Source organism: Bacillus yunxiaonensis (assembly GCF_037104695.1).
Taxonomy (GTDB): Bacteria; Bacillota; Bacilli; order Bacillales; family Bacillaceae_G; genus Bacillus_A; species Bacillus_A yunxiaonensis.
Map to the genome: position 1 here is coordinate 366,362 of NZ_JBAWSV010000005.1, position 13,016 is coordinate 379,377.

At 37.9% G+C, this 13,016-nt stretch carries 12 protein-coding genes; all 12 read right to left on the bottom strand.

Translation table 11 applies throughout. From position 1 onward, the window contains the following. Positions 1-45: 45 nt before the first annotated feature. The gene (gene hslU / locus WAX78_RS16540) at positions 46-1,443 is read right to left on the bottom strand and encodes an ATP-dependent protease ATPase subunit HslU (protein WP_336483119.1); all 1,398 of its coding nucleotides are present in this window, start codon (positions 1,441-1,443) and stop codon (positions 46-48) included. A 22-nt stretch (positions 1,444-1,465) separates the two neighbouring features. Beyond that, positions 1,466-2,008: an ATP-dependent protease subunit HslV gene (hslV, locus tag WAX78_RS16545; RefSeq protein ID WP_336483120.1), complete on the bottom strand. Its 543-nt coding sequence runs from the start codon at positions 2,006-2,008 to the stop codon at positions 1,466-1,468. 43 nt (positions 2,009-2,051) lie between these two features. Next, complete coding sequence (gene xerC, locus WAX78_RS16550) at positions 2,052-2,957, bottom strand: tyrosine recombinase XerC (RefSeq protein WP_336483121.1); 906 nt, start codon at positions 2,955-2,957, stop codon at positions 2,052-2,054. A gap of 65 nt (positions 2,958-3,022) precedes the next feature. Next, positions 3,023-4,327, bottom strand: a complete 1,305-nt coding sequence (gene trmFO / locus WAX78_RS16555) for an FADH(2)-oxidizing methylenetetrahydrofolate--tRNA-(uracil(54)-C(5))-methyltransferase TrmFO (RefSeq protein ID WP_336483122.1) — start codon at positions 4,325-4,327, stop codon at positions 3,023-3,025. 51 nt (positions 4,328-4,378) lie between these two features. Next, positions 4,379-6,457 (bottom strand): type I DNA topoisomerase, encoded by a 2,079-nt coding sequence (gene topA, locus WAX78_RS16560; protein ID WP_336483123.1) that lies wholly within the window; start codon positions 6,455-6,457, stop codon positions 4,379-4,381. A gap of 202 nt (positions 6,458-6,659) precedes the next feature. After that, the gene (gene dprA, locus WAX78_RS16565) at positions 6,660-7,532 is read right to left on the bottom strand and encodes a DNA-processing protein DprA (protein WP_336483124.1); all 873 of its coding nucleotides are present in this window, start codon (positions 7,530-7,532) and stop codon (positions 6,660-6,662) included. Between the two features lie 89 nt (positions 7,533-7,621). Then, complete coding sequence (sucD, locus tag WAX78_RS16570; RefSeq protein WP_098309681.1) at positions 7,622-8,524, bottom strand: succinate--CoA ligase subunit alpha; 903 nt, start codon at positions 8,522-8,524, stop codon at positions 7,622-7,624. A gap of 20 nt (positions 8,525-8,544) precedes the next feature. Further along, complete coding sequence (gene sucC / locus WAX78_RS16575) at positions 8,545-9,705, bottom strand: ADP-forming succinate--CoA ligase subunit beta (protein ID WP_253630209.1); 1,161 nt, start codon at positions 9,703-9,705, stop codon at positions 8,545-8,547. Between the two features lie 192 nt (positions 9,706-9,897). Further along, on the bottom strand, positions 9,898-10,674 hold the full coding sequence (locus WAX78_RS16580; protein WP_336483125.1) for a ribonuclease HII: 777 nt from the start codon (positions 10,672-10,674) through the stop codon (positions 9,898-9,900). 323 nt (positions 10,675-10,997) lie between these two features. After that, on the bottom strand, positions 10,998-11,861 hold the full coding sequence (ylqF, locus tag WAX78_RS16585; RefSeq protein ID WP_336483126.1) for a ribosome biogenesis GTPase YlqF: 864 nt from the start codon (positions 11,859-11,861) through the stop codon (positions 10,998-11,000). Positions 11,862-11,883: 22 nt separating this feature from the next. Next, positions 11,884-12,435 carry a signal peptidase I gene (lepB, locus tag WAX78_RS16590; protein WP_336483127.1) on the bottom strand — a complete coding sequence of 184 codons (552 nt, stop codon included), beginning with the start codon at positions 12,433-12,435 and terminating at the stop codon, positions 11,884-11,886. Positions 12,436-12,533: 98 nt separating this feature from the next. Further along, positions 12,534-12,878 (bottom strand): 50S ribosomal protein L19, encoded by a 345-nt coding sequence (gene rplS, locus WAX78_RS16595; RefSeq protein WP_035428999.1) that lies wholly within the window; start codon positions 12,876-12,878, stop codon positions 12,534-12,536. Positions 12,879-13,016: the final 138 nt, after the last annotated feature.

The window sequence follows — 13,016 nt, forward strand, 5'->3', positions numbered from 1 at the left end:
AATTTTAATCACTTGGAAACTAGGGCGAGTCACCTGATGATACTATTACAAAATAAACTGGCTCACATCTTTATTTTTAGCAATCGTCGCTAACTTTTCCTCTACATACTGAGGTGTTATCGTTACCTTTTCTAACGTAATTTCAGATGCTTCAAACGATAAATCTTCAAGAAGTTTTTCCATGATGGTATGAAGCCTTCTTGCTCCAATATTATCTGTGTCTTGATTGACTTGATAGGCAATCTCGGCAATCTTACGAATAGCTTCGTCAGAAAATTCAATTTCTATACCTTCCGTTTCCAATAATGCTATATATTGTTTTACTAAAGCATTATCTGGCTCTACAAGGATTTTCACAAAATCATCTGCTGACAATTTCGTTAATTCTACTCGAATCGGGAATCTTCCTTGTAGTTCAGGAATTAAATCTGACGGCTTTGACATATGAAAAGCGCCCGCTGCGATAAATAAAACGTAATCCGTTCTTATCGGTCCATACTTCGTCACAACAGTCGATCCTTCCACAATCGGTAAGATATCCCGCTGTACGCCTTCACGTGATACATCAACGCTATTCGTTTGTTTACCAGCAATTTTGTCAATCTCATCAATAAAAATAATTCCAAGCTGTTCAGCACGATAAACAGCCTCTTGTGTAACTTCATCCATATCAATTAAGCGCTGTGCCTCTTCATTTGTCAAGACTTTTCTCGCTTCTTTTACAGAAAGTTTACGTTTCTTCGTCTTTTTCGGCATAAAACTTCCAAGTGCATCTTGAAAATTCATGCCCATTTGTTCCATTCCTGTACCTTGAAGCATATCAAACATAGATGATTGTTGTTCTGTCACTTCGATTGTAATTGCTTCATCTTCTAGTAAACCTGCAACAAGCTGCTTTTCTACTTCTTTTCGTTTCTGTTCAATTTCCCGCTCATCCTGCTGTTCCGATACTGAAGTTGTATTTTGATTTTGATACCCACCAAATAACATTTCTAATGGATTTTTAAATCCTGATTCTTTTTGTTTATGCGGTACTAAAATTTCAACAATTCGCTGATTTGCTTGCTCTTCCGCTTTATCCTTAACATGAACCATTTTCTCTTCTTTCACAATTCGAACAGAAGTTTCCACAAGATCACGAATCATAGATTCAACATCACGACCAACATAACCTACTTCTGTAAATTTTGTCGCCTCTACTTTAATAAAAGGAGCACCTACGAGCTTTGCAATTCGTCTCGCCACTTCTGTTTTCCCGACCCCAGTCGGCCCAATCATTAAAATATTTTTGGGTGCAATTTCATCGCGAAGTTCTTCCGCTAATTTACTGCGGCGATAACGATTTCGGAGCGCCACTGCAACCGCTTTCTTCGCGTCTTTTTGACCAATAATATATTGATCTAGCTTCTCTACAATTTGTCGCGGAGTAAAATGTAAATGCATATAAAATGCCTCCCTTACAGTTCTACAATTCTTCCACAATAATATTTTCGTTCGTATATACACAAATATTACTAGCGATTTCTAAACTTGCTTTCGCAATGTCTCTTGCTTTAAAATGATCACCTGCATGCTGTTTTAAAGCACGCCCTGCTGCAAGTGCATAATGCCCACCAGATCCAATCGCTAAAATGCCATCATCAGGTTCAATCACTTCACCTGTTCCTGAAACTAGTAATAACGTACTTTTGTCCATAACGATTAACATTGCCTCTAATTGGCGAAGCATTTTATCTCCCCGCCACTGCTTTGCCATTTCTACAGCAGCTCGCTGCAAATTACCGTTGTATTCTTCAAGCTTCCCTTCGAACATCTCAAAAAGCGTAAAAGCATCTGCGACAGAACCCGCAAAACCAGCTAACACTTTACCGTGAAATAACTTTCGCACTTTACGAGCTGTATGCTTCATAACAACAGCATTTCCAAGCGTAACTTGCCCGTCACCAGCCATTGCACATTCTCCATTATGGTGAATTGCAAATATCGTTGTAGCATGGAAATTTCCCATAGAAAAAACTCCTTTATTTGTTTTTATAGCTTTTAAAAGCAATTTATGCGCGAGGATGATGCATCATGTAAACAGAACGTAACCTTTCCTTTGAGACATGCGTATAAATTTGTGTTGCCGATAAATTTTCATGTCCTAATAGCTCTTGTACAGTTCGTAAGTCTGCCCCTTCATTTAACATATGAGTCGCAAATGTATGTCTTAACATATGAGGGCTTATATGCATTGTAAGGGAAGTTTTTTTTATTAGTTCATTTAAAATATATCGAACACCCCGATCTGTTAACGGTGTACCTTTCGCATTTAAAAACACCATTTGGGAGTGTTTCTCCGATTTTTTCTCTAATCGTTTTCTCCCATTTTCTATGTAAGTTAGTAAAGCATCTTGTGCATAACTCCCAAAGGGAACATAACGCTGTTTCTTTCCTTTCCCCATCACCAAAATCGTCCCAATTGAAAAATCAATATCGGTAAGTTGAAGCTTCACACATTCACTGACACGAATACCCGTCGCATACATGAGCTCCAATAAAGCTTGATCTCGCTGCCCTAACGGTTTGGCGGTATCGGAAACTTCAAATAACCGCTCTAATTCTTCGGCGTACAAAAATTTTGGGATTGACCACTCTTTTTTAGGGAGTGACGCAAGTGCAAATGGATTATCTTCTCTATATCCTTCACGCATCAAAAAACGGTACAGACTTCGTAAACTCGAGATTTTGCGCGCTACAGATTTCCTTGCTAACTTTTCATTATGCAAAGTGGTTAAATATAAACGAACATCAACGTACGTAATATCCGCAAAAGAGGAAATACCTTCTCGCTTCATAAATTGCACAAAATGTTCTAAATCATTCTGATAACTTTCAATTGTATATTTTGAATAATTTCTTTCAATTTGTAAATATCCGACGAATAATTGTAACATTTTATTCACATGTTCATCCATACTCTTCACCTCAATAAAGGCTACTAAATCGTATCACAATTTAGTAGCCTTTGCAAGAAATTTAACTAAATATTTACAAAATTTTGAATTGTTTCTAATGCGCGATTTGCATACGCTTCATTACGTTCTTGCTTCTGCTTAATTTTCTTTTCTAGCGGTGCAAACAATCCGAAATTCGCGTTCATCGGTTGGAAGTTTTTCACATTCGTTGTTGTGATGTAATTCGCCATACTTCCCATTGCTGTTACTGGCGGTAAAACAACCGGCTCTTCACCTTTCACAAGGCGAGCTGCATTTATACCTGCCAATAAGCCTGAAGCGGCTGATTCTACATATCCCTCTACTCCAGTCATTTGTCCAGCAAAGAATAAATCATTTCGATTTTTATATTGGTATGTTGGACGAAGTAGTTTTGGCGAATTAATAAATGTATTACGATGCATCACACCATAACGTACAATCTCTGCATTTTCTAATCCAGGAATTAGTTGTAACACTTCCTTTTGTGGTCCCCACTTTAAGTGAGTTTGGAAACCAACAATATTGTATAATGTTCCTGCCGCATCATCTTGACGTAATTGAACAACTGCATATGGCGTTTTCCCTGTTTTCGGATCTTCTAATCCAACTGGTTTCATTGGTCCAAATAGCAATGTTTGTCGGCCACGGTTTGCCATTACTTCTACAGGCATGCACCCTTCAAAGAAAACTTCCTTCTCGAATTCTTTTAATGGCACTGTTTCTGCAGCAATTAACGCATCATAAAAACGGTTAAATTCTTCTTCTGTCATCGGACAGTTTAAATATGCTGCCTCACCTTTATCATAGCGAGATTTTAAATAGACTTTCTCCATATCAATGCTATCTTTTTCCAAAATAGGTGCTGCCGCATCATAGAAGTAAAAATAGTCCTCACCCGTTAGTTCTTTTAGTTGTGCTGATAGCGCTGGTGAAGTAAGCGGCCCTGTTGCAATTACAGTAGGTCCTTCTGGAATTTCTGTAAGTTCCTCATTCATTACCGTTACGTTCGGATGATTTTTCACATATTCTGTTACCTTCGCCGCAAATTCATGACGGTCTACAGCTAAAGCACCGCCCGCCGGTACAGAACACTCATCTGCTGCACGAATAATAACAGAATCCATACGGCGCATCTCTTCTTTAATTACACCAACCGCATTTGTTAATGTATTCGCACGAAGCGAGTTACTACATACAAGCTCAGCAAATTTATCTGTATGATGAGCTGGTGTTTGTTTTACTGGTCTCATTTCATATAATCTTACTTGAACGCCACGTTTTGCAATTTGGTAAGCTGCTTCGCTTCCTGCAAGACCTGCACCAATTACATTTACTACTTGTGTTGTCATTTGTCTCACCTTTCTTTTTTCATTTCCCGAAAAAAATGTGAGCTGGTAGGCTCACATTTGTTGTTCTTCTTCATAATCACAAGAAATACACTGTACTTGAACGCCTTTTTTCAACTTCTTCTCAACAAGCATCCCTTCACACTTTGGACATTTCCGACCAATTGGCTTATCCCAAGAAACAAAGTCGCACTCAGGATATGTGCCGCAGCCGTAAAAAAGACGTTTCTTTTTATTACTTCGTCGCTCAATAATTTGTCCTTCGTTACACTTCGGACATGTAACACCGATTTCTTTAACAATCGGTTTTGTATTTCGGCAATCTGGGAAATTAGAACAAGCCATAAACTTTCCAAATTTACCCATTTTGAAGACCATTGGGTTACCGCACAGATCACAATCTTCTCCGGCAGGCTCATCTTTAATTTCTATTTCGCGCATTTCTTTCTCCGCTTTCTCTAAACGCGGTTCAAACTCTTTGTAGAAATCATCAACAATTTGTACCCAATTTGCTTTTCCCTCTTCTACTTCATCAAGATTTTGCTCCATATTAGCTGTAAACTCGATATTAATAATTTCTGGGAAAAACTCTAAAATAAGTTCAATTACAATTTCGCCAAGCTCAGTCGGAATAAATCTCTTATTGTCTAACCCTACATATCCGCGTTTTTGAATCGTTTCTAGCGTCGGTACATATGTAGATGGTCTACCAATCCCAAGCTCCTCTAACGTTTTTACTAAACGCGCCTCTGTATAACGTGGTGGTGGCTGAGTGAAATGTTGTTTCGGTTCGACATCTTTAGAAAAAACTGTTTCTCCTATGTCCAACTTAGGTAACATTCTATCCTTCTCTTCCGCTCCATCATCTTTTGCTTCCACATATACTTTCATAAACCCTGGGAATTTCACAACAGATCCATTCGCACGAAATTGAACAGAATTGTTTATCAATGTAGCTGTAACGGTATCCATTATAGCAGATGCCATCTGACTTGCAACAAATCGCTCCCAAATCAGTTTATATAAACGATATTGGTCACGGCTCAAATTGCTTTTTAATTCATCTGGTTTACGCAAGACAGATGAAGGGCGAATCGCTTCATGCGCATCTTGTGCATTTGCCTTTTTCGACTCTTTCTTTTTTTGTGTCCCTATGTAGTCTGCCCCAAATGCTTCTTCAATATAAGAACGTGCTTCTTGCTGCGCTGTTTCTGAAATTCTCGTAGAATCTGTTCTCATATATGTAATTAATCCGACCGTTCCTTGCTTTCCAATGTCAATCCCTTCATAAAGCTGCTGTGCAAGCATCATCGTTTTCTTTGCTCGCATATTTAACTTTCTCGCAGCTTCTTGTTGCAGAGAAGATGTCGTAAATGGTAATGCAGGATTACGTTTTCGTTCTTTTTTCGTTACACTTTCAACTGAAAATGCATTCCCTTGCATTTTTTCAATAACTTCATTTACTTGCTGTTCATTTGTTAACTCTACTTTTTCTCCGTTCATTCCATAGAAGGATGCTTCAAACGTCTCTTTTCCTTTTACAAATTCAGTTTTAATCGTCCAGAATTCTTCTGGTATAAACGCTTGAATTTCTTTTTCGCGATCTATAATTAGGCGTACTGCAACAGACTGCACACGACCTGCACTTAATCCTTTTTTTACTTTCTTCCATAATAAAGGACTAATGTTATAACCGACAAGTCGGTCAAGCACGCGTCTTGCTTGCTGCGCATCCACTAAATCCATATTAATCGCACGAGGATGTTTAAAGGATTCTTTAATGGCATCTTTTGTAATTTCATTGAATACAACACGGCAATCTGATTCTACATCTACATTCAGCGTATTAGCTAAATGCCAAGCAATCGCTTCTCCTTCGCGATCTGGATCGGCTGCGAGATAGACTTTTTTTGCTTTTTTTGCCGCTGTCTTCAAATCTTTTAAAACAGGCCCTTTACCACGAATGGTAATATATTTGGGAGTGAAATTATTTTTCACTTCTATTCCCATTTGGCTTTTAGGTAAATCGCGAACATGGCCCATAGACGCGACTACTTTGTATTTTTTCCCTAAATATTTTTCAATCGTTTTCGCCTTAGAAGGCGACTCCACGATTACAAGGTAATCTGACATGCTAGTGCCTCCTTAAGAGGTGGATTCAAGTCTGCATCTTCACTTACACAGATGCCCCTTCCTAAAAGTTCCTAAAACTTTTTTGGATGGATTATTGACTAATATTATTGATTTCCCTCATTTTTGTCAATCAACAATGAATATAACATACAGTGACAATCTACTATTTGTCAATAATTGTTTAATAAAAAAATGAAATATACTAGCAATTTGAAAGTTCTTCTATCACATCTTTGGCACATTGAACTAATTTCGCCCCTTGCTGGATGAGCTGATTCGTTCCACTTGCACTCTCAATATAGTTAGGTCCCGGCAAAGCAAATACTTCTCTATTTTGTTCTAAAGCAAAGTCCGCTGTAATAAGAGAACCACTCCGAGCTTTCGCCTCCACTACGAGAACACCTTGACAAAGTCCACTTATAATACGATTTCGCCTCGGAAAATACCATTTTTGCGGTGCATAATGCGGGGGATACTCCGTTACAAGTACGATTTGTTCTTTCCATTTTTCATAAAAAGATTGATTCTTCTTTGGATACATATATTGTAAGCCGTGTCCTAATACTGCAATTGTCGCAAAGCGGTGCTCTACGGCAATTTCATGCGCAATTGTATCAATGCCACTTGCAAGCCCGCTCACAATTAACCATTCATTTTTCATAAGCGGTTGTAAAATAGATTGTATGTTGCCTTTTCCGTATAAAGACGGGTTTCTCGTCCCAACAACAGCTATTTTTTTTGCTTGTTGTAGCAGTTCTTTTTTTCCCTTTCCATATAAAACAAACGGAGGATCAGGAATTTCGCGCAATAAATTCGGATATTCATCATCCCATATCGTTATATAAAAAATGTTTTCATCTTGTAATTTTTGAATACAGAAAGAAGGAAGTGTTTTTTGAAGATAAGAAAAAAGTGCAGAGGCTTTTGGCATAGACAGCCCAAGATACTTTTCAATTTGAGGAATTTGAAAGGAATAAATGTCGGTTAACTGAGGATCGATAGATAGTAAACGCCTGAGTACTTTCCACTGATCCGCCAAACAGTAGTGAATATGTAACAATCTCTCACGTTTCATATTTATTCTCCTTACCCATAATTAATATTATGTAAACAATGAAAGGTATAAAAGACACCCTCTTTTACAGAAGGTGTCTTTCTAAACTATTAATAATTTTTACAAGTTTCAAATAAACCTTTTTCTTTTAAAACAGAAATTAAAGTTTCACCCATAACAGCTGGTGTTTCAGCAACTTTAATACCGCAAGCTTCCATCGTTTTAATCTTTTCAGCAGCTGTACCTTTACCGCCGGAAATAATCGCACCAGCATGGCCCATGCGTTTTCCTGGAGGTGCTGTTTGGCCACCAATAAAGCCAACAACAGGTTTCGTCATGTTCGCTTTTACCCACTCAGCAGCTTCTTCTTCTGCTGTTCCACCGATTTCACCAATCATAATAACAGCATGTGTTTCTTCATCTTCATTGAATGCTTTTAATGCATCGATGAAGTTTGTACCATTTACAGGGTCACCACCGATACCAACTGCTGTTGATTGGCCGATTCCTTCTTGTGTTAATTGATGTACAGCTTCATATGTTAACGTACCTGAACGAGATACGATACCTACATGACCTTTTTTATGAATGTATCCTGGCATAATACCAATCTTACACTCATCTGGCGTAATAACACCTGGGCAGTTTGGTCCAAGAAGACGCGTCTTTTTACCTTGCATGTATTTCTTAACATTTACCATGTCTAATACAGGGATACCCTCTGTAATACATACTACTAAATCAAGCTCCGCATCAACAGCTTCCATAATTGCATCAGCAGCAAAAGCAGGTGGAACGTACACAACAGAAGCGTTTGCACCCGTTGCTTTTACAGCGTCTTCTACTGTATTAAATACTGGTACACCTTCGATTTCAGTACCACCTTTACCAGGCGTTACACCACCGACGATTTTTGTACCATATTCAATCATTTGTTTTGTATGGAATAAACCTTGAGAACCTGTAATACCTTGTACAATAACTTTTGTATCTTTATTAACTAATACGCTCATTTCTTCTCCCCCGCTTTCTATTAGCCTACTAGTGAAACAATTTTTTGTGCACCGTCTGCCATAGATTCTGCTGCAACAATATTTAAACCAGATTCATTTAAAATTTTCTTTCCTAATTCTACATTTGTACCTTCAAGACGAACTACAAGCGGTAATTCAAGGCCCACTTGTTTCGTTGCTTCGATAACACCTTCTGCAATTACATCACATTTCATAATTCCACCGAAAATGTTAACAAAAATACCTTTTACATTTTTGTCAGAAAGAATAATTTTGAAAGCTTCTGTAACTTTTTCAGCTGTAGCACCGCCACCAACATCTAAGAAGTTAGCTGGGTCACCACTATAATGTTTAATAATATCCATCGTTGCCATCGCTAGTCCAGCACCGTTTACCATGCAACCGATATTTCCATCTAATGAAATATAGTTTAAGTCATATTTAGAAGCTTCCACTTCTTTTGGATCTTCTTCATCAAGATCACGAAGTTCTAAAATATCTTTATGACGATATAAAGCATTAGAATCGAAGTTTAATTTTGCATCTAACGCCATAACTTTTCCGTCACCTGTTGTAACAAGCGGGTTAATTTCTGCGATAGAGCAATCTTTTTCAATAAACGCACGGTATAAGCCCATCATAAACTTCACAGCTTGTCCAACAAGCTCATTTGGAATATTGATATTAAATGCAATACGACGCGCTTGGAAGCCTTGTAAACCTACCGCAGGATCAATATATTCTTTAAAGATTTTTTCTGGTGTTTTCTCTGCTACTTCTTCAATTTCTGTGCCGCCTTCTTCAGACGCCATTAATACAACTTGAGAAGTTGCACGATCTAATACAAGACCAACATAATATTCTTTTTTAATGTCGCATCCTTCTTCGATAAGTAAGCGCTTTACTTCTTTACCTTCAGGACCTGTTTGATGAGTTACAAGCGTTTTCCCCAGAATTTCCTCTGCATATGTACGAACTTCATCTAAGTTCTTCGCTACTTTTACACCGCCAGCTTTGCCGCGTCCGCCAGCATGAATTTGTGCTTTTACTACACATACACTCGTTCCTAATTCTTTCGCTGCTTCTACAGCTTCTTCTACTGTAAAGGCAACCTTCCCGTTCGGAACGCTTACCCCATAGTTTCTAAGGACTTCTTTCCCCTGATACTCGTGGATATTCATGGTCCCATCCTCCCCTATTTTCCTGTTTTACTCGAAAAGTATTTTAATGTTTTTAAACACTACATTAGTCATTGTATAAAATGATTGCCACGCTGTCTACAATAAAGTGTCAGAAAACTGAAATCGCTTTATTCTTTTTTCAAAAATAGTAATGTTAATATACAAAAATAAAAAAATAAGCTGTAGATTAGCTTATTTTTTAATCATATCTTTAATTGGAGCAAACGATTTTCGATGTTCATCTAACACACCGTAAGTTTCAATCGCTTGTAAATGCTGTTTCGTTCCATAACCCATATGTTGCTCAAATCCATACTGCGGATATCGTTTTCCAAGCTCCTTCATCATACGATCACGCGTTACTTTCGCAATTACAGATGCAGCCGAAATAGAAATGCTTTTCGCATCTCCTTTAATAATAGACGTTTGAGGAATTGAAGTAGGAAGTTCCATCGCATCAATTAGTAAATGCTCTGGCGTACAAGATAAATTTGCAACAGCATCTAACATCGCTTGTTTCGTCGCTTGGTAAATATTTATTTCATCAATTACATTAGGTGGGATAATCCCAATCCCGATTGCTAATGCCTTCTCTTGAATTTCACCATAAAACCGCTCACGCTTCGCCTCGCTCAGCTTTTTCGAATCATTTAAACCTGGTATATAGAAATCTTCTGGAAGCACAACAGCAGCAGTAACAACAGGTCCTGCTAACGGTCCTCTTCCCACTTCATCAATACCAGCAATAGATACAATTCCTCTTTGACGGAGCGTACTTTCATAAATTGACATCTCAATAAATTTTTGTTTTTCTTTTTCTTTATCCCCTTTTTGTTTTTTCCATTTTGTAATGAGTCTTTGCACACCTTTTCGTTCGTCTTCTAATAACATAGCAAAACGCTCGTCGTCTTCTTGTACAATTTCTCGTAATAGAGCTTCTATTTCTTGAATTGTTTGTTTTTTAGACATACGCAGTTCCTCCTCCAAATAAGAAAAGGCGTGCAAAAGCGCGCCTTTTCTTTCCCGTTTAACAAGTAGCAAGCCTTATCTCTGTATTCAGAAGAATGAAAGACACCGAGCTTAAAATAACTACCAGTAAAAATTCAATGAATACAACAAACCAACTAGAAGTCCGGTTTTATGCCGCTCTTCACGGACAATAAATCCCCCACCTCAAATTTCAGAGAGTAGCCAAGAAGATAGGTGAGGGCTAACTGCTGGCATGTGCCCGATTGGTGAAAACTTTCTATCAGCGGAGGATGAAGAAAATTCCCACTGATAGAAGTTTCACTTTACGCTTCTTCTATTGTTTCTTCTGGTGTTTCAAATGTCATTTTTCCAAGTTTACCACCACGAAGCTCACGAAGAACAAGTTCTGATGTTTTGTCATAATCAACAAGTCCCCCACCCATTAAACAACCTCTATTCTTTCCAATTGCGTCAAATAATTCCACAATATCTTCTGGAATGTCATTTAACTTATAACGCTCTTTCAAACGTTCTGGGTACTGTTTCTCCATAAACCGAAGTGCATATACAGCCACATCTTGTAAATTTAAAATCGAATCTTTAATTGCACCAGTCGTTGCAAGACGAAGTCCAACCATTTCATCTTCAAATTTTGGCCACAAAATACCCGGTGTATCTAGTAATTCCATTTCTTTTCCTACTTTAATCCACTGCTGTGCAGTCGTTACACCCGGACGATCGCCTGTTTTTGCAATATTTTTCTTTGCTAATTTATTAATTAATGTTGATTTTCCAACGTTCGGAATACCAACAATTAAAGCGCGAATTGCTCGCGGTTTAATACCTTTTGCAATCATCTTATCAAACTTTTCTTTCACCAGTTCTTTACATGCTGCTGTAATTTCTTTCATACCTTGTCCAGCTTGCGCGTTAATAGAAATTGCTTTATGACCTTTTCCCTCAAAATACGCAATCCATTCCTTTGTTACACGATCATCTGCCATATCCGCTTTATTTAAAACGACAAGCCTTGGCTTATGCGTAATAATTTCATCAATCATCGGATTTCGTGATGATAATGGCAATCTTGCATCAACAAGTTCGATTACAACATCGATTAATTTTAACTTTTCTGTTACTTGCCGCCTTGCTTTGGCCATATGACCTGGAAACCATTGAATTACCATATTTCCACCTTCTTTTCTACGTTCATTTTACAATACGAGCATCTTTTAATGGCCAATATAACATATTAGCTTTCCCAATCACTTGGTCCATTGAAATTGTTCCAATTGTACGACTATCTTTACTAAAACGGCGATTGTCTCCTAATACAAATAATTGCCCCTTTGGAACTGTTGTCTTTCCTGTAATTTCTTCAAGCTTAAAATCATATGTTAGAGGACCTTCAGAAAGCTGCTTTTTTTCCTTATCTAAATACGGCTCTTTATACGGCTTTCCGTTAATATAGAGTGTGTCGTTTCGATATTCTACCTGATCACCCGGCAAACCAATGACACGTTTAATGTAATCTTTATCTTCCGTCGCTTGAAACACAATAATATCAAAGCGTTTTGGTTCTCCAATGTGATATCCAATTTTGTTGACAATCATTCGATCACGATCATGAAGAGTTGGTGACATAGATACACCATCTACAAGAATCGGAGCAAAGAAAAACTGTCTAATAACCCAAGCTAAGACGACAGCGATCAAAATAGCTTTTATCCATTCCCAAAGCGTACTTTTTTGTTTCGTCATGCGGTTCCCCTCCACAATTATGTAAGCTGTTTGTATACAAGCAAAATACAGCTAGATTGGAAAAAGGGAGCTTGCAAATACAAGCTCCCATACATGTCTTATCGAATTTCTTTAATACGTGCTTTTTTACCGCGAAGGTTGCGTAAGTAGTATAACTTAGCACGACGTACTTTACCACGGCGAAGTACTTCGATTTTCGCGATTCTTGGCGTGTGAACTGGGAATGTACGTTCAACACCTACACCGTAAGAAATCTTACGAACTGTGAATGTTTCGCTAATTCCGCCACCACGACGTTTAATTACAACACCTTCAAAAATCTGAATTCTCTCACGAGTACCCTCTACTACTTTTACGTGTACACGTAAAGTGTCACCAGGACGGAATGAAGGTAAATCAGTTTTTAATTGATTTTTTGTAATTTCTGCGATTAATTGTTGCATATTCAATTCTCTCCTTCCAAACAGATGCTCATGCAAAGTCATTTCATAAATTACAGCGGAACACCGTTGTTAACGGCTACTCTCTATAAGTAGCACAAGTGTTATAATAGCATATTGCTCGTTCTGTTGCAATAGCAT

Coding starts and splice junctions, on each gene's coding strand:
- rplS (WP_035428999.1), bottom strand. CDS start 12,878: ATGCAACAATTAATCGCAGAAATTACAAAAAATCAATTAAAAACTGAT.
- xerC (WP_336483121.1), bottom strand. CDS start 2,957: ATGGATGAACATGTGAATAAAATGTTACAATTATTCGTCGGATATTTA.
- WAX78_RS16580 (WP_336483125.1), bottom strand. CDS start 10,674: ATGTCTAAAAAACAAACAATTCAAGAAATAGAAGCTCTATTACGAGAA.
- dprA (WP_336483124.1), bottom strand. CDS start 7,532: ATGAAACGTGAGAGATTGTTACATATTCACTACTGTTTGGCGGATCAG.
- trmFO (WP_336483122.1), bottom strand. CDS start 4,327: ATGACAACACAAGTAGTAAATGTAATTGGTGCAGGTCTTGCAGGAAGC.
- hslV (WP_336483120.1), bottom strand. CDS start 2,008: ATGGGAAATTTCCATGCTACAACGATATTTGCAATTCACCATAATGGA.
- topA (WP_336483123.1), bottom strand. CDS start 6,457: ATGTCAGATTACCTTGTAATCGTGGAGTCGCCTTCTAAGGCGAAAACG.
- ylqF (WP_336483126.1), bottom strand. CDS start 11,861: ATGGTAATTCAATGGTTTCCAGGTCATATGGCCAAAGCAAGGCGGCAA.
- hslU (WP_336483119.1), bottom strand. CDS start 1,443: ATGCATTTACATTTTACTCCGCGACAAATTGTAGAGAAGCTAGATCAA.
- sucD (WP_098309681.1), bottom strand. CDS start 8,524: ATGAGCGTATTAGTTAATAAAGATACAAAAGTTATTGTACAAGGTATT.
- sucC (WP_253630209.1), bottom strand. CDS start 9,705: ATGAATATCCACGAGTATCAGGGGAAAGAAGTCCTTAGAAACTATGGG.
- lepB (WP_336483127.1), bottom strand. CDS start 12,435: ATGACGAAACAAAAAAGTACGCTTTGGGAATGGATAAAAGCTATTTTG.